Below are 22,219 nucleotides of genomic sequence, written 5' to 3'. Positions count from 1 at the left end.
CGGTCGGGTCGTGAGCGCTGCGGCTCAGGTGAGGAAGGTCTTGAGTTCGTGCACGAGCTTGTCGATGTGGCCGGAGATCACCGGCGTTCCGAGCGCCTTGAACCGCTCGCGGAACCAGGGATTGACCTCCTGGCGACCCGAGCTGGTCACCGAGCCGACGGGGATGAACCGCACGCCGGACCGGTGGACCGCCTCGATGCCCTCGAAGAGCGGCTGCGAGCGGTCGAACTCGTAGAAGTCGGAGATCCACACCATGGCCGTGCTCTTGGGCTCGGCGATCTTCGGTCTGGCCATGGCCATCGCGACCGGGCCGTCGTTCCCGCCGCCGAGGTTGGTGCGCAGCAGTACGTCGAACGGGTCCCGCACCCAGGGCGTGAGGTCGATCGCCCGGGTGTCGTACGCGATGAGGTGGACGTCCACCTTCGGCAGCCCGGCGAAGATCGAGGCCAGGATGGTGCAGTTGACCATCGAGTCGACCATGGAGCCGGACTGGTCGACGACGACGATCAGGCGCTGGGGCGTGGTCCTGCGGACGGTGTGCCGGTAGTAGAGGCGGTCGACGTAGAGACGCTCCTCCTCCGGGCTCCAGTTGGTGAGGTTCTTCCAGATGGTGCGGTCGATGTCGAGGTTGCGGAAGATCCGCTTGGGCGGGACCGAGCGGTCCAGCTCGCCGACGGTGGCCTTCTCCACCTGGGTACGGAGCACCTCGGCGACCTCGTCGACGTAACGCCGGATGAGGGCCTTGGCGTTGGCCAGGGCGACGCCGGAGAGATGGCCCTTGTCGCGCAGGAGCTGCTCGATCAGGGACATGCTCGGGGTGAGCTTGGCGGCGAGCACGGGGTCGGCCAGCACCTCGCGCAGGTGCATGCGCCGGACGAGGTCGGCCTCGACGGCGCCGAGTTCGGCTCCGAGGCCGGCTCCGAGGCCGCCGCCGGTGAGGCCCGCGCCGGCTGCCCGCCCGCCGCGCAGCCCGCCGGGCGGGCAGCCGAGCGCGCGCTCCAGCCAGCCGGCGTCCGTCTGCCACCGTGCCAGCTGACCTGCGGAGACCGTGCCGGAACCGGTGGAGAAGACGTTGAGGAGCACCTTCGACGTGAGCGCGGCGCGCCGCACCTCGGCGGCCCGGTCGCGGACGCCGTCCGGCTCGGGTTCCGGGGTCATCAGACCCTCGAACTCGTCGGCCAGCTCGGGATGGCGTTGGACGACGGAGTCGACGGACGCGCCCGGGTCGAGCAGCGCCGACGGCAGACCGATGTCCTCGACGACGGCGAGGCTCGCGGACTCCAGCGCGGCCTGCTCTTCGGAGTCGAAGAGGCGGGCGAGGAGACGCCAGTACAGGACCTGCCGACGGTTGTCGTCGGGATCGGCGGAGGGGGGTGCCGGGTCGGCTGAGGGAGTGAGATCGGTTGACGGAGTGGGGTCGGCTGAGGGAGTGACGTCGGATGCGGGCGTGAGGTCGGATGCGGGCGTGGCGTCGGAAGAGGGAGTGGCCTCGGTCATTTCCGCAGCAGCCTTCCCGCTCGTTCGCGCAGGACGGCGACGGAGTCCGTGGCCGCCTTCTCCGCCCGGACACCGGTCTTGTCCGTCGTGCCTCCGGCCCACGCGCCCGCGTGCACGGCGACGGTCTTCTTCCGGACGGTCGTCTCGACGGCGAGCGGCTGGAGGACGAACTCCCCGGCGTCCCAGCGGAGCAGACCGATGCACGCGCCGGACGCGGCGACCGTCTCCGGGGTGAGCGGACCCGCCGCCGGTACGCGGTCGGTGTCGACGGCCAACCGGTGCCCGGCGACCGTGAAGGCCGTCGGCCCGTCGGCCTCGCTCTCCACCGCGTACCCCTCGAGGAGGACGGGTACGGCGATCCGGACCGGGTGGCGGTCCAGCGGGGCGGTCACCGGGTCGGAAGCGGTGGACAGGATCACCCGGGCCGTGGCGAAGGGGTCGGCGGGCTCGCCCGTACGGGCCCGCTCGTCGTCCCAGACGAGGTCGCCCTCGCCGGTGACGGGCATGGCCTCGAGCTCCATGGAGCGGCCCTCGCTCACGGCGGCGAGCAGCGCCATCCGCGGCCGCAGCAGCTGCCAGAGTCCGGCGCCGACGACCGTATCCGGCTTCGGTGCGGAGACCGCGGCCCGCACCAGGCGCGGTGCCGTACCGTCGGCGGGCTCGAACACCGCGTGGATCTGGGCCTGTACGGCGGTCGCGTGCTCCTGGACGTCGACGCCGAGCGGCAGCAGGCGGCCCGTCGCGGTGGCCGCCGCGGGGGTGCGGGTGGCACCCGGCAGCGTCAGCAGCAGCGCGCGCGACCAGAGGTCGGCCCAGCGGCGGACCGGGACGTGCTCCAGGGCGGCTCCCGGGCAGGAGGCGGCGAGTTCGGCCGCGAAGCCGTCGAGCAGGGTGGCCTGTCGGCGCAGCAGCGGGTCCGGCAGCATCGCGGACACCACGGGCGCGGCCCCCGCGACCAGTTCGTGGTCGATGCCCTGCCAGCCGGCCCGGGCGAGGTCGCACAGCCAGGCGCGGGCCGCGGCGAGCACGTTCGCCGCGGGACCCGCCTCCCCCGCGGCGGCCGGGGCGGTCCCGTCCCCGGGCGGCCGTCCGGTGACCTCACCGACGCGGGCCGTGAGGGCGTCGTGCACGGACCCCATGAGGGCGGTGCGGGCGGCGGCGAGGGCGACGAAGTGGTCCTCGCCCGCGGCGCCGGCCGCCGTCTTCTCGGCGGCCTCGGCGACCCGCGACGCCAGCGGGGTCCCGGCGACGGCGTCGGTGATCGCGGCCAGGCCCTCGGTCTGGGCGGGCTGGGGGCGGAGCAGTCCGGCGACGAGCACCCGGTCGAAGGCGTCGACGGCCGCGAGGGCCTCGTCGAGTCCGTCGACGGGGTCGGAGAGGAGATCCGTACGCATCAGGCCACCGCCCTCGTCGGCGGGAACCACTGCATCTCGGGCAACGGCACGGTCACCGGCTCCCGTTCGAGGTAGGCCAGGTGCCGCAGGAACCGGCTGAACACCGGGGCGGCTGCCGAGCTGTCGCCCTGTTCGGGGCGCACCGCCGTCATCACCGAGACCAACGCGTGGGCGTCCGGCTCCTCGCCGGGCACGTCGGCCTTCAGGTACCGGGCGACGCGCTCGGCGCCGTACTGCAGGACGGCCTCGCCGACGAGCGCCCGGATGTGGTTGCAGAACCCGCCGCGCGCGCCGCCGCAGGGGCGGTTGTTGTTGGTGCTGCACGCGAACGCGTACGTCCCGGTCGCGATCGACGACACGTACACGCGCCCTATGTCGGACCCGCTGGACACGACACCCTGCAACCGCCCGTCGGCCAGCTCGACGAACGGCACCTTGGCAAGCTTCCGCGGCCGTGCGGGCGGAACCACCCGCGTCAGGCTCGACGTCTCCCGGACCGTCAAGACACCACTCCCATGCACGTCAAAGGGGATGTCCACGCCAGTGCGGCGCGACAGGAACGAACCTATCGGCGCCCACTGACAACGAGCCGGGACGGTGGCGGCGCCCTGCGAGCCGAGGCCCGGCTCACCACCAGTAGGCGGGGTACCTCGGTGCGCCGCGGCGGATGCGGGACGCGGTGAACGCGGTCAGGACGAGCAGGATCGTGGCCCCGAACAGCAGGGGCACGAACCGGCCGGGTGCGGGGCCCTGGAGCACGATGACGACGGCGGTCGCGCAGGCCGGGGAGTGCGGGGTCCGGGCCAGGGTCGTCAGCGCCAGCGCGGCACCGGCGGCGACGGCCGCGGCCCAGGCGCTGCCGCCCGCCGCGGCCGCCACCGCGTATCCGGCGGCCGCCCCGAGCAGGTGGCCGACGACGACACTGCGCGGCTGGGACAGGGGAAGCCCGGGGGCGCAGTGCACCAGCGCGGCGCTGGCGGCCAGGGGCGGTATCAGGACCGGCTCGTGGAGGACCGCGCCGATCGCGACGAGTCCCATCAGGGCCGCCGTCGCGGCGGTGACGTTGTGGAATGCGGCCGCGGGCGCGGGCCGCGCCGGAGCCCGGCCGGTCATCCTCGGCCGGCGGGGGCCCGGAGGGGCGGGCGCCGCCGTGGTGCCGGTGGCGGCGGTCGGGTCGGCTTCGGGACGCAGGGCGGCGTCGGTGCTCATGTGATGCGGCGTTTCCGGGGGCAGGAGTCGGGTGACGGTCGTACGGGACTCTGTGGTCGACAGTCGGCCCGGTCGTGCGCCTGAGCCTGGTGCGGCGGCGCAACCGATCACCACTCTAACCAGCGGGTTCGTGGCGGAGCGGGCGGGGGCGACCCGGTGGCCTCGGCGGACGCGGCGTAAAGTGGGTGGGGTGGACACACGCAGATACGAGCTCGTGTTCTCCGACGGCGCCGGCTCGGCGCGGGACGTCGTGACGGTGGAGCGCACCGCCTCCAAGGGCCCCGGGGGTCACCCGGTCTACGCCGATCCGACCGGCATCATCCGGGCGGAGATCAGCGACCGGGGCGAGATCCGCGTCCTCGCCACGGGCGGCCACCAGGAACCGTCCCACCCCGTCCTGGCCCGGCCTCTCGCCGATGCCGACCCGGCCGACCCGGCCGACCCGGCGGATCCGTCGGATTCCGAGCGTGGGCCGCGCCCCTAGCGAGCGAGCGGAGCCCTACGCCCTCTGTCCGGTGGCCGGCCCGGCACCCGGACCGGCCACCCTCACGGCGCCTCGGGTGCGAAGGACAGCATGCGGGCCTCGTGCTGGTCGTCGTTGCCGTACACGCCCGACGGCGTGATGACGATCCGGCCCTTCACGTAGGCCAGGTGTCCGGCGTGCATGGCGAACTCCGTGGACCGCGCCGTCGCGGGATGCCGGAGCACCTCCTTCTTCGTGTCCACGCCGCCCGGACCGAACCGGATGATCCCGCCCGGCCGTTTCACCGAGGCCGCCTCGTAGACGAGCGCGAACGAGCCGCCGTCCGATCGCAGCGGATGCAGGGTGCTGTCCGAGGACTTCACGCCCCAGAGGAACTTCCCGGTGGCGAGGCTGTAGCCGCCGACCCGGTCGATGCCGCCGAGGAAGACGGTGTCACCGCCGACGGCCGTGCCCGGGCACCGCTGCATGTTCCCGCCCGAGTCCCCCGCGCCGGCGCAGTACGTGAACCCCTTCGGCCGGGCGTCGATGGTGGCACGGAGCTTCCCGCCGGGCCCCAGGGCCATGACGCGCCAGTTGTCGGTGTACTCCTCGGCGTGGAACGTGGTGAAGACGACCGGGGCGACGGACAGCATCTTCCCGGCCTTCCAGCCCGGCTGGGTGCGGTAGCGCCAGAGCACCTTGCCGGTGCGCGGGTCGATCTCGCGGAGCTGGCTGTAGGTCTTCATCCGGTCGACGCCGATCGCGCAGAGGGAGCTCACCACGAGCCGGGGGCCGCCCGCGAGGTTGTCGGGGTAGCACTTCCCCGGGTTCTCCATGGGGATGTCGTACAGCTTGGCGCCGTCGGCGATCCGGTACGCGGCGGCCCTCATGCTCTGGACGATCGCGAGGGTGCCGCCGCTGACGGCGCTGTTCACCATGATCGTGTCGTCCATGGAACCGGTCTCGGTGAGCTTCTTGCGCCAACCCGCTTTCCCGGTACGGAGGTCGATCATCTGGAGCTGGTTGCAGCGGTTCCCGTTCGCGGCCAGGCTGCTCTTGTAGACCACGACGATCCTGCCGTCGGGGGCCGGGTTGGCCGGCGCCTCGCAGACGGAGGCGGGCAGCTGCACGCTCCACACCTCCTCGCCGTCCGACAGGCGGCGGGCGGTGACCTTCCTGTACGCGGCCTGGACGACCGTGTCGCCGACGATCCACGGGTCGTAGAGCTTGATGGTGCGCCGGGGCAGATCGGTCCGGTCGTCGACGATCCACGCGGTGGCGTCTCCCGCCCCGCGCCCGGCGTTGAGCTCATCCGTCGTCGGGATCCGCTTCGGCTCCGGCGTGCGGACGGCAGGGGTACGGGACGGGGCCGGCGTCCCGGAAGGGTCGGGCGTCCCCGAGGGGTGGGGCGTCCCGGAGGCAACGGGAGCGGCCGCCCGGCCCCAGCGGCCGTCGGTGACGGCGTACACCCCGCCGCCCGCCACGAGGAGCAGCAGCACGACGACCGTGGCGATCACCGGGCCCTTGCCGAAGCGCCGTCCGTGGCGGGGCGGCGGGCCCTGCGGGGTGTAGCCCTCCGGGGCGTAGGGATTGACCGGGACCGGCTGCTGCGGCGTGTGCGGCCGGTACCAGGGCTGTGGCGGGTGCTGCATCGTTGTTACCTCTCCTGCCCGCGGTCGTTCAGGAGGCGACGCGTTCGCCGGACGGCTCGGCGATCACGATCTGAACGTGCGAGGGGGCGTATGCGCGCGCCTTGTGGACCATCTTGGCGAGATCGAACCTGTTCGTGGGAACGGCGACGTGGACGGGTGCGGGCATGGCTGGGTGCGGCGGCGGGGCGACGGCGCCCGCCGGCAGGTTCGCGCCGGGGCGCAGCCGTGCGCCGATCAGCGTCTGCGAACCGTCCGCGGGTGTGGCCACGACGAACTGGGTGACGTCGGCCCACGGCACCGGCACGGTCCCGAACCGGGCGCCCGACGCGTCGAACTGGAAGGCCGTACGGCGGTTCTCGAACCAGGACACGATGAAGGGGAGCGCCGCCACGATGACGACACCGCCCTTCATGTCGAGCGCCCAGCCGAGGAGGACGGCCAGGGCCACGACACCCACGATCGCTCCCCACAGGCCCGCCTGGTCCTGGACGGAGAACGGGTGGGTGACCCGGTAGCGCTCCCATCGGCCGGCGCGGCGGGTGGGCCGCGCGCCGGGCGTGCCACTGGCGTGAGACATGGCGATGTGTCCTCTCTCGACGATGGGCCGACTGCCACATGACGAGTCCCACACTCGCGTGACGCTCTGCAGTACCGATGAAATCCCGCTGATGCAGGAGACTTGGGATACTGCGCGGGCACGGGGAACACGGGGACATGGGGCTTCGAAGTGGGAGTGGATGCGGAGGGTTCGGGATCAGGTCCGGGCTCGGGATCAGGTCCAGGTTCGGGATCAGGTCCAGGTTCGGGATCAGGTTCGGGATCCGGTTCGGGATCCGGTTCGGGATCCGGTTCGGGATCCGGTTCCGGTTCCGGTTCGCGTTCGGGCGCGGGTTCGGCGGGCGGGACGAGGGGGCGATCCCTGCGGATCGAGCTGCTCGGCCCCGTCCGGGCCCGTCGCGGCGACGTACCGCTCGCCCTCGGCCCCGTCCGGCGGCAGGCGGTGCTCGCCGCGCTGGTCCTGCGCGCACCGGCCCTCGTGACGTACGGACAGCTCCTCGACGACGTGTGGGGAACCGAACCCCCCGGAACCGGCCACCGGGTACTGCCGAGTTACGTGTACGCGCTGCGGAAGACGCTGGACGCGGCGGACGCCGGGCCGGCGCGTTCGGTGCTCCAGGGCGGGCCCGGCGGCTACCGCATCCTGTCCGGTGACGTCAGGACCGATCTCGCCGACCTCGCCGAGCAGGCCGCCCTCGCCCAGCGGGCGAAGGCCGCCGGTGACCTCGACGCCGCACTCGACCATGGGGACCGCGCCCTGGAGTTGTTCCACGGCGAGCCCCTGACGGGACTGCCGGGGCCGCTCGCCGACTCCGAGCGGCACCGCCTCGCCGCGCAGCACCGCGTGGTGCGCCAGGACCGGGCCGAGTGCCTGGTGCTGCTCGGGCGGTACGGGGACGCGCTGGACGACCTCGTGGTGACCTCGCTCGCCCACCCGCACGACGAGCCGCTGGCGGCCCTGCGGATGCGCGCCCTGTACGGCATCGGGAGGCAGGCCGAAGCATTGACCGTCTACCGGGAGACACGGCACCGGCTCCTCGACGAGCTGGGGGTGGAGCCCGGCGAGGACCTGCGCCGCGTCCACCAGGCCGTCCTCCGCCGGGACGGCAGGCTGCTGCTCGGCCGTGCGGCGGGGCCGCGCGAGGACACCGCCTCCGCGGGCGGGGGAACGCGGCGCCGGGACTCGCTCCCCGTCCAGCGCCGTGGCGACGGGTCGGGCGGAAGCGGACTGCGCCGGAACGAACTCCCCGGCGACACCGCCTGCCTGGTCGGTCGTGAGGCGGAACTCGCCCTGCTCACCGCCCCCGTACCGCCGGGCGCGGTGTCCGTGCTGACGATCGACGGAACGGCGGGCGTCGGCAAGACGGCCCTGGTGGTGCGTGCCGCCTGGGCGTTGGGCGATGCCTACCCGGACGGTTGCCTGTTCGTGGACCTCCACGCGTACGGCGCCGCCCACGAGAGCGTCGGCCCGCAGCGGGCGCTCCGCCGGATGCTGCGCGCGGTCCGCGGTCCGGGCGGCGACGAGCCCCTCGGTGCCGTATCCGACGTGGACGACCCGGACGACCCGGACGACGTCGGGGACCTCGTCACGGCCTGGCGGGCGGCCACGAGCGGGCTGCGGCTGCTCCTGGTCGTGGACAACGCCCGGAGCGCCGAGCAGGTGCGTCCGCTGCTGCCCGCCGGACCGGGAAGCCGGGTCCTGGTGGCGGGCCGGCAGCGGCTTTCGGGCCTCGACGCCGATCTCCGGCTGACCGTGGAGCCGCTGGGTCCCGGCGACGCGGTCGGCTTGTTCCGCGAGCTCCTCGGGGAGTCGCGGGCGGACCGTGAGCCCGAGGCCGCCCGGGAGCTCGCCCGGCGCTGCGGCGGCCTCCCGCTCGCCCTGCGCATCGCGAGCGCGCGACTGCAGAACCGCCCTTCCTGGACCCTGGCGTTCCTGGCCGACCGGATGTCCGACGACGTGCGCAGCCTCGGCGAGCTGCGGGCCGAGGACCGCAGCGTGGAGGCCGCGTTCAGGATGTCGTACGACCAACTCGCCCCGGAACTGCGGCGCGGGTTCCGCGCGTTGGGTATGGCTCCGACCGCCCGTTTCGACGGGCTGGCCCTCGCCGCCATGCTGGGCCGGTCACGGGAGGAGGCCGAGGACGTCCTGGAGGACCTGGTCGACGCGAGCCTGTTGGCGGAGCCGCACCCCGGTCGCTACCGGCTGCACGATCTCGTACGGGCACACGCGCGGCGTCTGGCGGCGGAGACGCCCGAGCAGGCCGGCGCGGACCGTGCCGCGGTGCTGCGCCTCTACGCGGCGGCCGGCCGTATCGCCGGCGACTGGGGGCCCGAGGCCTTCCCGACCGGCGAGGACGTGACCGGCTCGCCCTTCGCGGGCTGGGCGGAGGCCTCTGCGTGGCTGGACGCGGCGGGCGGTGACCTGGTGGACGTGGTGGCCTACGCGGCCGCCGCGGGCGAGTTCGACCACGCCTGCTGGATCGCCGAGGCCCTGGTGGACCACCTGGTCCGCCAGGGCCACTTCCACGAGTGCCGTACCGCGCTGGACCATGCGCTGGCCTGCGCGGACACGGCCACCGACCGGCGGATGCCCTCCTCGCTCCGTGTCTGCATGGGCATCGTCGACGTCTACCAGGGGCGGTTCCGCCAGGCGCGGACCTGGTTCACGGAAGCGCTGCGGTACGCCCGCTGCCAGGGCGATCCGCGGGACCAGGCCCGGGCGATCGCGGGACTGGGCGCGGCGACGTGGCCACTGGGCGGTACCAAGGAGGCGCTGACCCACCTGACGGAGGCCCTGGAGCTGGCGGACGGTCTCGGCGACGACTGGCTGACCGGGATGGCGAACTGCAACCTCGGCGCGATCCACTCGGGGCAGGGACGGCACGAGCAGGCGCTGGACCATTACGCGACGGCCCTCGCCCTCGCCGAGAAGAACGGCCGTCCCCGGACGATCAGCAGCACCCTGTGTTTCGCCGCCGACGCCCAACTGGCCCTCGGGCGCCACGTGGAGGCCACGAGCCTGCTGCGGCGGGCGGCGGAACTGGCCCGCGAGGCCGAGGACCTCCCGCTGCGGGCGGCCGGTCTGTCGCGGCTCGCGTCGGTGGAGCACGAACGAGGAGATCTGCGTTCGGCCGTCGACACGCACCACGAGGCGCTGTCCACGCTGACCCGGCACACGAGCACGTGGCTGGAGATGGGCGTCCGTATCCGCCTCGGAAGCACGTACGCGGCGGCGGGCCGGCACACCGAGGCGCGGCAGGAGTTCCGTACCGCGCTCTCCCTCCCGGGAGCCGGCGACCACCCCCGGGAGTACGCCATGGCCCGGGACGGCCTGACCGGCATCTCCCCACCCCACACCCTCGGCTGACACCCCCCCCAGGCCCCTTCGAGGGCGCGGTGCGCGGTTCCGGGAAAATCTCCGCCGGAGGTGAATCCTTTCCGGACCTCCCCGTCTCTTATGTGTGTACCGGCCGAACGGGCCGGCGGAACCGGGAGGAAACACCGATGATGGTCACGAGCCTCGTAGTGATCGGAGCCCTGCTCGTGGGCGCGTGCAGCTGGCACCTGACGCGGCGCTACAGGAGCCGAGGCTGACCGGGGCCGCGAGCGGGGCACCTGCCAGGTATGAGTCACACATGAACCAACGTTTCCCGTGGCCTGACGAACGGCTCATCAGGGCCGCTCAGGACGGCGACGTCACGTCGCTCACCACCGTCGTCATGGAATCGCAGCCTCACGTGCGCAAGTTCGCCCTGTCGCTGTGCGCCTCACCGCAGGACGCGGAGGACGCGGCACAGGAGGCGCTGATCATCCTCTACCGGAAGATCGGCACCTTGCGGGCCACCGGCGCGCTTGCCTCATGGATGTTCCGGATCGTGCGCAACGAATGCCTCCGGCAGGTACGGCTGCTCGTCTCGCGGAGCGACGAGGCGACGGCCGAGCCCGGGGCGTCCGCGGAACCGTCCGCCGAGGAGGCGGTGCTGCACCGGCTGGAGGTGGAGCGGATCGCTGCCGCGGTCGGCGCCCTTCCCCGTGACCAGCGGCAGGTCCTGATCATGCGGGACGTTCAGGGCCTGCCCGGCAGGACCGTCGCGCATGCGCTCGGTCTCAGCACCGCCGCGATGAAGTCGCGGCTGCACAGGGCGCGGGCGGCATTGCGGGACGCGCTGGAGACGACTGGCCGAACGTCCGAAGCAGCCTGATCAAGCCATCGACCGACCAGTCGGAGGAGAGTCACGATCATGAACACCGTGAAGCCCGCGCAGGGCGCGAAGGCCCCGGCCACCGCCGGGTCCGAGGCACCCGCGATGAACTTCGCCAGTAAGTCCGTCCCGCGCCACCTGGCGCGCGGCGCCGTCGGCTTCGGGCTGATCGTCGGCTCGATCGCCCTGGTGCCCGTCGCCGGCCCGGCCACGCTGCTGGCGGCCCCGTTGGCCCTGATCGCCTTCCGCGGGTGCCCCACCTGCTGGATGGTCGGCCTCGCGCAGACCGTCTCGCGCGGCCGCCTGGAGCGCCGGTGCGCGGACGGCGTCTGCACCCTCACCAAGGCGCACCCGGTGGCGAAGTCCGCGGAGGAGTCGCATGCGGACGTCGACGTCCCGGCCGCCGTCCGGTAACCCGGCGGCGGGCGGTGGTGGGCGGTGAGCCGACCGCCCACCACACGTGCGTGCCGGCACGGCACTCCCCCACGGTCTCCTCCGGGGGGAGTGCCGTGCCGTTTCCCCGGAATGCTTGGATGTCCCCCATGGTGAGTTCCACGAAATCCGCAGCCGCGCTCAGGACAGCCGCACGTGTCTCGGCCGAATCACTGCTGGTGCTGCTGATGGCCGCGGTGACCCTGTGGCTCGTGGGCCGCATGTGGTCCATTGTGTGGCCGCTGATCGCGGCCCTGCTCCTCACTACCCTGACCTGGCCGCCGACCCGGTTCCTGCGGCGGCACGGCTGGCCCCCCGCCCTGGCCGCGGCGACCGTGACCGTCCTCTTCCTCCTGCTCGTCACGGGCATCGTCGCGCTGATCGCCGTACCGATGACGTCCCAGTCCGGCGAACTCGCCGACGGCGTGGTCGACGGGATCCAGTGGCTGCGCGAGTGGGCGGCCGGACCGCCCCTGAACATCGGCGACAGTGAGATCACCGGCGCCCTCGACAGCGCCGTCGCCCGCCTCCAGGAGAGCATCGGCAGCATGGTCACCGCGGTCGCGTCGGGGGTCGGCACCGTCTTCAACGGTGTGGTCACCGCCTTCCTCGCGCTCTTCCTGATGTTCTTCTTCCTCAAGGACGGGCCGCGTTTCCTGCCGTGGCTCACCCGGCAGCTCCCCGGCCGGCTCGCCACCGACATCCCGGTCGTGGCCGCGCGCTCCTGGGAGACGCTGGGCTCGTTCGTACGCTCCCAGGCGTTCGTGGGCCTGATCGACGGCGTGCTCATCGGCCTGGGCCTGTGGATCCTCGACGTTCCCCTGGTGCTTCCGCTGGCCATCCTGACGTTCGTCTCCGCGTTCGTGCCGATCATCGGCGCCCTGTTCGCGGGCCTGGTCGCGGTCCTCATCGCCCTGGTGTCGAACGGCCCGACGGACGCGCTGATCGTGCTGGCGATCATCGTGGTGGTCCAGCAGTTGGAAGGCAACGTCTTCCAGCCCATGCTCCAGAGCCGCGGCCTGGGCCTTCACGCGGCGGTCATCCTGCTGGCGGTGACACTCGGCGGCAGCATGGCCGGCATCGTGGGCAGCCTGCTCGCCGTCCCGGTGGCCGCGCTGATCGCGGTGATCTGGAACTACCTGCGCGAGCAGCTCACGGACCCCGACCAGGAACCGGGCCCGGTCCAGGAGTCGGGCCCGGTCCAGGAGTCGGGCCCGGTCCAGGAGTCGGACCCGGTCCAGGAGTCCGTCCCGGTCCAGGGTTCGGGCCCCGACGAGTCACAGGCCGGCGCCCTTGCCACGCCGTAACCCCTCGGTGCCCCGCGGGGCTCAGGGGGCTGCCGGGTGGGAGACGGCGGTGTCGACGGAGTCGTAGGTGACTCCGTGGTCGGCCAGGGCCTCCGCGACGACCCCGCCGGTCAGGGTCAGCGCGAGGAGGATGTGCTCGTCGCCTATCTCCCGGTCCTTGCGGGCCAAGGTCACCCGGAGGGACTTCTCCAGGACGGTCTTGGCCTCACGCGAGAAGGACGGGCGGCCCGACCGCCATCCGGAGTCCTTGCGGTCGACGGCCAGCGCGCCTGCGCCGTGGGTCTCCTCCACCCGCGCCACGATCGCACCGACGTCGATACCGAGATCCGCCAGAGCCTTCGCGTCGGCCCGGGAAAGCCCCGCCCGGCGGCGGGCGTCCGCCAGAGCGGCCATCAGGGACGGGCGGCTGTCCGGCGGGCACAGCGTCCGCAGGGCGGCAGCCGCCCGGGTGTCCTCCCGGTCGAGCAGCCCGAGCAGCAGATGCTCCTCGGTGACGACCGTCGCGCCGCCTCTCTCCGCGTGCTCGACCGCCCCTCTCACCACGGCACGTGCGGCCTTCGTGAACCGTTCGAACATCACTGCCTCCCGTACTTCTTGTGGACGGCCTGCCGGCTGACTCCCAGTTCGGTCGCGATCTCCTGCCACGACCAGCCCTGGTTTCGCGCACTGCGCACCTGGACGGCTTCCAGCTGTTCCAGCAGCCGCCGCAGGGCGGAGACGGCCCGCAGCCCGACCCGGGGATCACGGTCGCCCGCTCGCGCGGCGAGATCGGTTGCATCGGTCATACCGTCAACCTACGTTGACACCGGACGCCTGTCAACCTTGATTGACACGCGACGGCTGCCATCCGGTGACACAGGAGTGCGGGGTGCCGGGACGGTGAACCGTCCCCGCACCCCGCACACGAGGGGCTGCCCGCCTACTTCAGGTACGGGCCCGCGGCGCCGATCCTGCCGGTGCCGTTGAGGACGTACACCCGCAGGTTGCCCTTGCCGGGCGCGGCGACCGTGAGGGTGCCGTTGGTGACGGTCTTCACGTCACCCGTGACGGCGTCCGTGTACGTGCCGTTCGGGATGCCCGTGTAGGTGGCGCCGCCCGAGACGGCGACGAGGGCGAAGCTGTCCGTCGTACCGCTGGTGTAGCGGCGCTTGAAGGCCATGTCGCCCGAGATGCCCTCGGTGGAGTACTGGCCCATCTGGAGCGCCGGGATGGCGCGGCGGATCTGGTTGAGCCGCTGGACGTGCTTGACCAGGGGCTGCTGGAGGGTGGTGGCGACGGCGCCGGAGGCGGCGGAGACCTGGGAGAAGTCGGAGGCCGTCACGGAGCCGGCGACGTGGTCGCCGAAGTACGCGCGGCCGGTGGTGGCGAGCGGGCAGGTGGGCCCGCAGTCGATCTTCTTGCCCTTCTGGAACTCGATCTCGGAGCCGTAGTACAGCGTCGGGATGCCGCGGAAGGTCCACATCAGGGACATGTTCTCGGCCCAGGCGTCGGTGCCGCCCGCGTACCGCTCGCTGGACTTGTTGGGACCGTAGTCGTGGCTGTCGACGTAGACGACGTTGTAGGTGGCGTCGTTGTAACTGTCGTCCGAGTCCTTGCCGTTGTGGAAGGCGTTGGGGGCGTCACCGAAGTTCATGTGCATGCGCATGTCGATGACGTTCATGCCGGAGAAGCGGCTGTGGTCGGGCGTGTGGTAGCTGTTGCCGTTCAGGAAGGCGTTGGTGGAGGTGGGCTGGCTGCCGGTGCCCTGCTGCTGCTCGTAGTCGTACATCTCCAGAGCGGCCTTGGTGTCGTCGATGTCGTACTCCTTGCGCTCCTTCCAGGTGTAGAACTGCGCGGAGTGGTTGACCGAGCCGCGGTTCCACTTGTCGTTGACGAAGGCGGCGACCTCGCCGAAGACGAAGAAGTTCTTCGCGGCCTCGGCGCCGTGGCGCTGCGTCACGCGCTCCTGGATGGCGGGGAGGAAGCGGCGGTTCCAGGTGGTGCGGGGGATGTGCACGGCGGTGTCGACGCGGAAGCCGTCGACTCCCATGTCGATGTACTTGTTGTAGGCGCCGATCAGGTGGTTCTGAACAGTGGGGTTCTCGGTGTTGAGGTCGGCGAGGTCGTCGTGCAGCCAGCAGGAACGCGAGTCCTCACCCTCCCAGTTGCCGATCCAGCACTGGTGGAAGAGCTCCTTGGGGAACATGCCCGAGGTGGGGCTCGGCCACTGGCAGTTGTAGATGCGGTAGCCCTCGGGAGAGGTGTACTGGGTCGGCTTGCCCCAGTTGACGCAGGTGTTGCCGACCGGCTCGGCCGTCGACCACAGGTCGCCGTTGTAGTACGACTTGCCGGTCTTGGAGTCGATGGTCAGGCCGTCGTACTCGAAGCCGGGCTGCTTCTCGTCGTAGTACCAGCTCCACTGGGTGTCCCGCACGCCGTACACGGTGGGCGTGAACAGGCCCTTGGCGCCCCAGCGGGAGGAGTGGTTGTAGACGACGTCCTGGTAGATCTTCATGCCCTTGGCGTGGGCGGCGTCGATGAGGTCCTGGTAGGAGGCGCCGGCGGACTCCAGGCGCGGGTCGACCTTGTAGAAGTCGTAGCCGTGGTAGCCGTGGTAGTCGTAGTCCGAGCGGTTGAGGACCACCGGGGTGACCCATATCGCCGAGAACCCGAGGCCCTTGACGTAGTCCAGCTTCTGGACGAGGCCCTTGAAGTCGCCCCGGAACATGGGGTCGTCGTTGGCCGCGTTGCCGGACTTGGTGTGCTGGCTGCCGCCGCGGTTGTTCGAGGGGTCGCCGTCGTTGAAGCGGGCGGTCAGGACGAAGTAGATCGGGTCCTTGCGCGGGTCGGTGCCCAGCGGCTTCCCGGTCGCCGGGGTCGCCGGCTTGTCGCCGGTGGTGGCGGTCGCGGCGGCCGAGGCGGCGGAGACGTTCCCGGCGGCGTCCACGGCCTTCACCGTGTAGCTGTACGCGGTCCGCTCGGCCAGGTTCGTGTCGGAGAACACGGTGGAGCCGACGTCGGTCACGACCGTGCCGGCGGTGCCGCCGGTACGGGTGACCTGGTACTTCGTCACACCGCGGTCGTCGGTGGCGGGGTCCCAGGTGAGCAGGACCGAGACGCCGTCGGCGGCGGCGGTGACCCGCGCGGGGGCCGTCGGGGCCTGGGTGTCGGGCACCGCGGCGGCGCACGGGTCGGCCGCGTTCGCCGTCACCACGTTGTTCCGGACCGTGGAGACGCCCGATCCGAGGGCGTAGTCCGATCCCCCGTTGTTGTCCCAGGTGCCGTTGCCGTTGTTGAAGGCGGCCTTGAGGGAGGCGGCCGTCCCGAGGTCGACCTCCCGCTTCCACCAGCCGGTGCACGCGGCCTGCATGCCGACGCCGGGGACGGCCGTCCAGGCGCCGCCGGCCGGCTGGTAGTGGATGTTGGCGGTGGACCAGCCGAGCGCCTCGGTGGAGTAGTACACCGTGGCCTTGGAGGTACCGGACGGCGTGGGCGTCGGGTTCGGCTCGGTCGCGGCGCAGGGGTCGGAGTGGGCGACGACCCCGTCCTTGACGGTGATCGCGCCGGTACCCAGGGCGTAGTTCTTACCGCCGTTGTTGTCCCAGGTACCGGTGCCGTTGTTGAAGGTCGCCTGCAGGCCGGTGGCCGTGCCGAGGGTGACGGTCTTCTTGACCCAGTCCGTACAGGCGGCCTCCATGGCCACGCCGGGGACGGTGGTCCAGGAACCGCCGTCGGGCGCGTAATGCAGCTTGTACGCGGACCAGTTCTTGGTCTTGGTCCAGTAGAAGACCGTGGCCGTGTTGTCGGCGGCGGCCGCGACCGGGGCAGTGCGCGGGGAGGTCTCGCCGGGCGGCGTGGCGACCACCAGACCGAGGATGCCGGCGGCGGCCGCCAGCGCGGCGACCGGGCGGGCCGGCAGCCTTCTGCGGGTGCGTGTCATCTGAATCTCCAGGGAGGGACCGCGTCACCGGTGAACCTCGCTCCCGGGCTCTGGGCACGACGTCCTCTGGAAACACCGTCGGAAACTTTCAGAAACTTCTTGCGTCGCCGGGAAGTTACCTCTGCGGGACCCGCCCGTAAAGAGATCTGACAGAACTGGGCGCGGGGAAGCGACGGGACACGTCGGGCCCCTTGACCTGCACCCGACCCTCCTCCTAGCGTGACTACTCTCTCTGCAATTTTCAGCAAGCCATTGCACTCGGAATGTCGCTGTGCAGCACGCCTGTTGGGCCACGGCCGTGCCCCTGGGCCGTCAGGCCCCTCCGCGTCGGCTCCAGTAGCCGCATGACCGGAACCGCGACCGGCCCCGCCCCGCCGATGGGCGGGACGGGGCCGGTGGGCGGGGCGGGGGGCGTCAGCGGCGGACCGCCACCGCCGCCTGGTGGCCGGACGGCACGGCCACGTCGGCCAGGAGCCAGCCGGGCGGGGCCGTCGGGACGGGGCCCGAGCCGACGTACTCGGCCGAGGGGTCGGCGCCGAGCCCGACCCCGGTCCCCTTCAGGTACGCCTCCTTGCGCGTCCACACCCGGGCGAAGGCCGCCGGGCGCCGGTCCCGGGCGAGCGCCGCCAGTTCGGCGGACTCGGCGGGGTGGAGCACCTCGGCGAGCTCGGCGACGAGGTGCGGGGCCGGGATCCGCTCGATGTCCACGCCCACCGGGGTGGTCGCGACGGCGATCAGGCTCATCCCCTCGCAGTGGGAGAGCGAGAAGTGCAGCCTCCCGTCCGGGAGCACCGGCCGCCCGTGCGGCTCGCCGCAGCAGGGGCAGGGCGCCCGCTCCATCGTGACGCCGCGCGGCGCGACGCCGAGGTGGGCGCCGAGCAGCCGGCGCAGGCCGACGTGCGCGCACAGGTACGTGGCGCGGTCGCCCGGCCGCCGGAACTCCCCGGCCCGTGCCAGCTCCTCCGCGTCGAGGACGAGGGAGGCGTACCGGGCGGCGCTGTCCTCGTGCACCTCGGTGGCGACCAGCCAGAGCTGCGGGCGGGCCTCCCGAGGGCCGGGCGGCAGCACGGGCGCCGAGGGCAGTGGCGGGAGCGGGGACGGGCGGAGGAGGACGGCACCGGGCCGGAGGGGCGGCTCGGCCGCAGGGACGGACGGGTCGGGGAAGGGAACGGACGGGTCGGGCGGAGAGACGGGGAGGACGGGCCGGGGGGCACGGAGGTCGGGCGGAGGGACGTAGAGGTCCGGCCCGGGTGCGTACAGGGTGGGCGGGGGTGCTGGGGTCTGCGGGGTCATGTCTCCCTCACACGGACGTGGCGGTGGTCTCCGGTGCGGTACGGATGCGGTCCTCGGTGCGCCGCTCGGTGGCCTTCTCCGTGGCACCGGCGCGCAGCGCGATGGCGGCGGCGATCGGGGACACCAGGGCGAGGCCGGCGCACAGCAGCCAGGTTCCGGTCACCCCGAGGTGCAGCGAGACCGGGGTGAAGACGGCGAGCGAGAGCGGCGCCGCGCCGATCCCGGACAGGGCGAAGGTCGACATCGCGGTGCCCATCCGGCCTTCGGGCACCGCCTGCTGATAGGCCGTGACCAGCGCCGGGCCGTTGAGGCCCGACAGCAGGCCGACGGCGGCGGCCGCCCCGGCCAGCAGCCCGGGCGAGGGGACGAGGGCCATCGCGCCCATGCCGAGGGCCAGGCCGGTACCCGTCACCACGAGCTTGAGGTGGGTCGGGATGCGGTGGGCGAGTGCGGCGCCGAGCGCGGCGGAGGCGAGCGCCCCCACGCTGAAGGCAGCGAGGACGAACGCGACCGCGCCCACCCCCCAGCCCTGGTCGGCGGCGCGCAGCGGCAGTGCGACCTCGGCCGGCCACAGGAAGGCCAGGTCCATCGCGAAGCAGGCCACGAACATCCAGCGCAGGCGCGGGTGCACGGCGAGCAGACGGAAGCCGTCACCCGAGCGGCGCAGCAGCGACGGGCCGCCCTGCGTGACGGCCTCGGGCCGCTTCATGCCGTGCGTGACGTGCGCGGCGCAGCCGAGCCAGAGGGCGCAGCCGATGGCCGCGGCCGTCATCGCGACGGGCAGGCCGCCGACCACCACGAGCCAGGCGCCGAGCGGGGCGCCCGCGATGGGGGCGAGGCGCAGCACCATGGAGAAGAGGGAGTTGGCACGGCCGAGGTGCTCCTGGGGTGCCAGCTGGGGCAGGAGGACGCCGGAGGCCGGGCCGGTGAGGCCGAGCAGGACGCCGTCGACGAGGGCGATGACGATCAGCGGCCACAGGGTGTGGGTGGTGGCGACGACGACGGTGCCCGCGACCAGGACGAGGACGCGGACGCTGGTGGCACGCAGCAGGAGGGCGCGCGGGCCGAGGATGTCGGTCAGGGCGCCGCCGAAGAGGAGCAGCAGTGCGCGGGGCAGGGTGGCGGCGAGGGTCACCGCGGTGACGGCGCCTCGGCCGCCGAGTTGGACGGCGGTCCAGCTCATGGCGATGAGGAGCGCGAAACTGCCCGCCTGGACGGCGGCCTGGCCGACGACGAGGCTGCTGATGCGGCGCCAGTCGACGGTGGGGGCGGGCGGATCGGCGAGGGGCGTGGCCATGGGGTCGGCTTTCTGTGGGCGGGGAGGGCTGCTGTCTTCGGCTGGGCGGGGTCGCTGTCGTGACGGGTGAGGCGGGTCAGTCAGGTGCGGACGCGGATGCGGGCGGTCGGGGGCGTGCCGTGGAGCGCGGGGCGGGTCAGGTGCGGAGGCGATACGGGGCGGTCGGGGGCGTGCCGTCGAGCGCGGGACGGATCACGTACGGACGCGGATACGGGCGGTCGGGGGCGTGCCGTCGAGGGTGGCGGCCACCGCGAGGGCCACGGCGCGGTCGGTGGCCCTGCGCAGGTCGCGGGGGGCCAGGCCCTGGGGGGCGCGGAGTTCGACGTGGCCGCCGAGGTAGCCGCGGCCGGCCTCGCTGAGGGCGCGCTGCGCGGTGCGGCGGGCGACGTCGTCGACGCCGTACGGGAGCGGGCCGGGGGCGCCGACGGTGACGCCGGGGGCCTCCCGCACCGAGAAGCGTGCGTGCACGGTGCGGGACGCTCCGCGCCGGGGCGGCCTCAACACGGGACCCCTCCCTGGGCCGGGTCCCAGAGGTCGTCCGGGGCCAGGGCGGCGGGCGCGTACTTGCCGAGAGCGCTGATGAGCAGCCGGAGTTCGAGGGCGAGGGCCTCGACGAGGCGCTCCAGGCCGTGCTCGGGGTCCTCGTCGACGGCGACGAGGGCTGCGCGGCCGAGGCCGACGGCGGTGGCCCCGAGGGCGAGGGCCCGGACGGCCCGGCCGCCCTCCCAGACGCCGCCGGTGGCGAGGAGGCAGCCCTCGGAGGGGCCGATCCGGCGCAGGCACTCGGCGAGGGGCAGTCCGACCTGGTCCAGGAAGACTCCAGGTGCCCAGCCGGTACCGCCCTCGGCGCCGTCGACGGTGACGGCGTCGGCTCCGGCGGCCCAGGCGGTGCGGGCGGCCCGCGCGATGTCGCGGCCGGGGTGGAACTTCACCCAGGTGCGGGCCTTGGGGAAGTTGTTGCGCATGAACCGGAGCTGCTGGCGGAGGATCTCCTCGGTGAAGGTGCCGGGGGTCGCGCAACGGAGCAGCTGCGGGGCGTCCTCGCCGAAGACCTCACGGACCGTGAAGCGGCGGGCGAGCTGCTCGGCCTCGGCGCGGCCGACGACGGTCATGCCGCCGAGGCCGGGCTTGGCGCCCTGGCCGGTCTTCAGCTCGAAGGCGAGGCGGCCGGTCTCCAGGAGGGGGCGGAAGGCGGGGTCGCTGTAGAGGAGGTTCCACACCTCGGAGTCGGCGTCCTCGGTGGACTGCTGGACGACGATGCCGCCGGCCCCGTCGGGCGCGGCCTCCAGGTAGGCCTCGACGCGGGCGCGCAGGGCGGAGCGGGTCGCGTCGCCGGCCTTGCGGTAGCCGTGGACGGGGACCATGTTCTCGCCGATGACCATCGGGATGCCGAGGCGGGCGGCCTGGCGGCTCGCGTGGACGGCGAGGTCGCCGCTGCCGGCCCGGGTGGAGCCGAAGGCGGAGAGGTAGAGGGGCAGCCGGGCGGTGAATCCTCCGACTCGGGCGGTGAGGTCGACGTCGCCGAACTCGGGCTCCCGGGCGAGGTCGATGAGCTTCTCCAGGCGCTCCGGCATGAAGACGGGCGGGACGATCCGCGTGCGGTCCAGGGCGTCCCCGCCGTGGGCGGCGGCCGGGCCGAAGAGCCGGGCGCCGTAGGTGGCGGGGTCCGGGAAGACAGCGGCGGATCCGGTCCTGGCCCGGGCCCGCACCTGCTCCTCGGGGAAGCCGGGGGCGGAGAGCCCGGACGGGACGGACGGAGCGGAAGGAGCGGAAGGGGTGGAAGGGATCGAGGCCGTGAGCGGGACGGACGGGACGAGCGGGGCGGACGAGGCGGAGCCGTTCATCGGCTCCGCGGGGGCGGCGGGGATGGTCATCGTCACGGGGTCACCACACCGGGGAGCTTCGGGTAGGCGCTGACCTGCCAGAGGGCGTCGAAGCCGGTGAGGAAGCGGACCAGGCGCTGGAGGCCCATGCCGAAGCCGGCGCTGGACGGGATGCCCTCGCGGGCCTCCTTCAGGTACCAGGCGTACTTGGCGGGGTTCTCGCCGCTCTCCCGCATCCGGGTGACGAGGGTGGCGTAGTCGGCCTCGCGCTCGCTGCCGGAGACCAGCTCGCCGTAACCGTGCGGGGCGATCAGGTCGAAGTTGCGGAGCACGCCGGGGCGTTCCGGGTCCTCGCGGTCGTAGAAGCCGCGCGAGCCCTTGGGGTAGTCGTCGACGAAGAAGGGGCGGTCGCTCTCCAGGGAGAGGATGCGCTCGCCGGCCCAGTCGATCTCGCCGTCGGGGTTCTGCGGGTGACCGAGGGACAACAGCCGGGCCACGGCCTCCTCGTGCGTGCGCACGTCGTACTTCCCGGCACGGATGTCCGCGAAGTCGGCCTCCATACGGCCGAGTCCGGTGAGGATCTCGGGGACGGTGGACCAGACGTGCTCGGTGACGTGGGTGAGGAGCCCGGCGGCGATCTCCTGGGCCTCCTCACGGCCCGCGTCGGCGATCTCGACGTCGATCTGGTGGAACTCGACCAGGTGTCGGCCGGTGGTGGCGGTCTCCTCGGGCTCCACGCGGACGTTGGGGGCGATGTAGAAGAGCCGGGGGAAGCCGCGCAAGGACGCCTGCTTGTAGAGGATGGCGCTGGTCATGAGCTTGTACGGGTGCCCGTAGTAGTCGACGTCCAGGGCCTTGGCGCCGCGGCCGCCCGGGTCGGTGACGGGTCCGACGAGCGGCGGGAGCAGCTCGGTGAAGCCCTGGCCGCGCAGGTAGTCGCGGGCGCCCTGGAGGGCCTCCTGCTGGACGAGCATGGCGGCCCGCAGCTCGGGCGAGCGCAGGTGCTCGCCGAGCGGGGGCGGGGTGGCCGGGGCGGCGGCGGAGGAGGGTGCGGGCTGGTCCATGGCGGGGCTCCTGATCTCGTACGGGAGGGGCGGGGTGCGGGCGGTCGGGCCACACGGTCGGGCGGAGTCGAGGCGGGTCGGACGATCGGGCGGAGTCGAGGCGAGTCGG

19 protein-coding genes are annotated in these 22,219 nt (G+C 73.1%); 5 read left to right on the top strand and 14 right to left on the bottom strand.

Annotated features, from left to right (window positions below; all coding sequences use genetic code 11):
* Positions 1-24 precede the first annotated feature (24 nt).
* From OG580_RS32570 to OG580_RS32555, 4 genes are all read right to left on the bottom strand, one after another.
* A complete protein-coding gene (locus OG580_RS32570; RefSeq protein ID WP_267047237.1) occupies positions 25-1,497 on the bottom strand; it encodes a VWA domain-containing protein in 1,473 nt (490 codons plus the stop codon).
* Positions 1,494-2,891, bottom strand: coding sequence for a hypothetical protein (locus OG580_RS32565; RefSeq protein ID WP_267047236.1), 1,398 nt, complete (start codon positions 2,889-2,891; stop codon positions 1,494-1,496). Before OG580_RS32565 ends, OG580_RS32570 begins: the two co-directional genes overlap by 4 nt.
* A complete protein-coding gene (locus OG580_RS32560) occupies positions 2,891-3,394 on the bottom strand; it encodes a hypothetical protein (protein WP_267047235.1) in 504 nt (167 codons plus the stop codon). The genes OG580_RS32565 and OG580_RS32560 overlap by 1 nt, the downstream gene beginning before the upstream one ends.
* A 124-nt stretch (positions 3,395-3,518) precedes the next feature.
* Positions 3,519-4,100, bottom strand: coding sequence for an HPP family protein (locus tag OG580_RS32555; RefSeq protein WP_267047234.1), 582 nt, complete (start codon positions 4,098-4,100; stop codon positions 3,519-3,521).
* A gap of 190 nt (positions 4,101-4,290) precedes the next feature.
* On the opposite strand from OG580_RS32555, the gene OG580_RS32550 reads away from it, so the two are divergent.
* Positions 4,291-4,584, top strand: coding sequence for a DUF6296 family protein (locus OG580_RS32550; protein WP_267047233.1), 294 nt, complete (start codon positions 4,291-4,293; stop codon positions 4,582-4,584).
* Positions 4,585-4,646: 62 nt separating this feature from the next.
* On the opposite strand, the gene OG580_RS32545 is transcribed toward OG580_RS32550, so the two are convergent.
* Complete coding sequence (locus OG580_RS32545) at positions 4,647-6,215, bottom strand: PQQ-binding-like beta-propeller repeat protein (protein WP_267047232.1); 1,569 nt, start codon at positions 6,213-6,215, stop codon at positions 4,647-4,649.
* 28 nt (positions 6,216-6,243) lie between these two features.
* Complete coding sequence (locus OG580_RS32540; RefSeq protein ID WP_267047231.1) at positions 6,244-6,792, bottom strand: hypothetical protein; 549 nt, start codon at positions 6,790-6,792, stop codon at positions 6,244-6,246.
* A 423-nt stretch (positions 6,793-7,215) separates the two neighbouring features.
* On the opposite strand from OG580_RS32540, the gene OG580_RS32535 reads away from it, so the two are divergent.
* The 4 genes from OG580_RS32535 (at position 7,216) to OG580_RS32520 (ending at position 12,714) form a co-directional block, all read left to right on the top strand.
* Complete coding sequence (locus OG580_RS32535; RefSeq protein WP_267047230.1) at positions 7,216-10,140, top strand: BTAD domain-containing putative transcriptional regulator; 2,925 nt, start codon at positions 7,216-7,218, stop codon at positions 10,138-10,140.
* Positions 10,141-10,510: 370 nt separating this feature from the next.
* Complete coding sequence (locus tag OG580_RS32530) at positions 10,511-10,975, top strand: RNA polymerase sigma factor (RefSeq protein WP_323182693.1); 465 nt, start codon at positions 10,511-10,513, stop codon at positions 10,973-10,975.
* A 39-nt stretch (positions 10,976-11,014) separates the two neighbouring features.
* Positions 11,015-11,389 carry a hypothetical protein gene (locus OG580_RS32525; protein ID WP_267047228.1) on the top strand — a complete coding sequence of 125 codons (375 nt, stop codon included), beginning with the start codon at positions 11,015-11,017 and terminating at the stop codon, positions 11,387-11,389.
* A gap of 119 nt (positions 11,390-11,508) precedes the next feature.
* Entirely contained in the window at positions 11,509-12,714 is a 1,206-nt protein-coding gene (locus OG580_RS32520) for an AI-2E family transporter (RefSeq protein WP_267047227.1), read from the top strand.
* A gap of 21 nt (positions 12,715-12,735) precedes the next feature.
* Here OG580_RS32520 and OG580_RS32515 read toward each other — a convergent pair whose 3' ends face one another.
* The 8 genes from OG580_RS32515 to OG580_RS32480 form a co-directional block, all read right to left on the bottom strand.
* The gene (locus OG580_RS32515; protein WP_267047226.1) at positions 12,736-13,290 is read right to left on the bottom strand and encodes a Clp protease N-terminal domain-containing protein; all 555 of its coding nucleotides are present in this window, start codon (positions 13,288-13,290) and stop codon (positions 12,736-12,738) included.
* Positions 13,290-13,499, bottom strand: a complete 210-nt coding sequence (locus OG580_RS32510) for an HTH domain-containing protein (RefSeq protein WP_030315760.1) — start codon at positions 13,497-13,499, stop codon at positions 13,290-13,292. The genes OG580_RS32515 and OG580_RS32510 overlap by 1 nt, the downstream gene beginning before the upstream one ends.
* Before the next feature lie 134 nt (positions 13,500-13,633).
* Entirely contained in the window at positions 13,634-16,633 is a 3,000-nt protein-coding gene (locus OG580_RS32505) for a carbohydrate binding domain-containing protein (protein ID WP_267047225.1), read from the bottom strand.
* Between the two features lie 414 nt (positions 16,634-17,047).
* Complete coding sequence (locus OG580_RS32500) at positions 17,048-17,926, bottom strand: 4'-phosphopantetheinyl transferase superfamily protein (protein WP_267047224.1); 879 nt, start codon at positions 17,924-17,926, stop codon at positions 17,048-17,050.
* A gap of 7 nt (positions 17,927-17,933) precedes the next feature.
* On the bottom strand, positions 17,934-19,223 hold the full coding sequence (locus OG580_RS32495; RefSeq protein ID WP_267047223.1) for an MFS transporter: 1,290 nt from the start codon (positions 19,221-19,223) through the stop codon (positions 17,934-17,936).
* A gap of 192 nt (positions 19,224-19,415) precedes the next feature.
* Positions 19,416-19,691 (bottom strand): hypothetical protein, encoded by a 276-nt coding sequence (locus tag OG580_RS32490; RefSeq protein ID WP_267047222.1) that lies wholly within the window; start codon positions 19,689-19,691, stop codon positions 19,416-19,418.
* Between the two features lie 29 nt (positions 19,692-19,720).
* On the bottom strand, positions 19,721-21,103 hold the full coding sequence (locus OG580_RS32485; protein ID WP_267047221.1) for a glutamate synthase-related protein: 1,383 nt from the start codon (positions 21,101-21,103) through the stop codon (positions 19,721-19,723).
* Positions 21,100-22,110, bottom strand: a complete 1,011-nt coding sequence (locus OG580_RS32480; protein WP_267047220.1) for an asparagine synthetase A — start codon at positions 22,108-22,110, stop codon at positions 21,100-21,102. Before OG580_RS32480 ends, OG580_RS32485 begins: the two co-directional genes overlap by 4 nt.
* Positions 22,111-22,219 lie beyond the last annotated feature (109 nt).

The sequence above is a fragment of the Streptomyces sp. NBC_00094 genome, assembly GCF_026343125.1.
Classification (GTDB): domain Bacteria; phylum Actinomycetota; class Actinomycetes; order Streptomycetales; family Streptomycetaceae; genus Streptomyces.
Note: the sequence above shows the minus strand (reverse complement) of the source record. Positions and strands in the feature narration are given on the sequence as shown.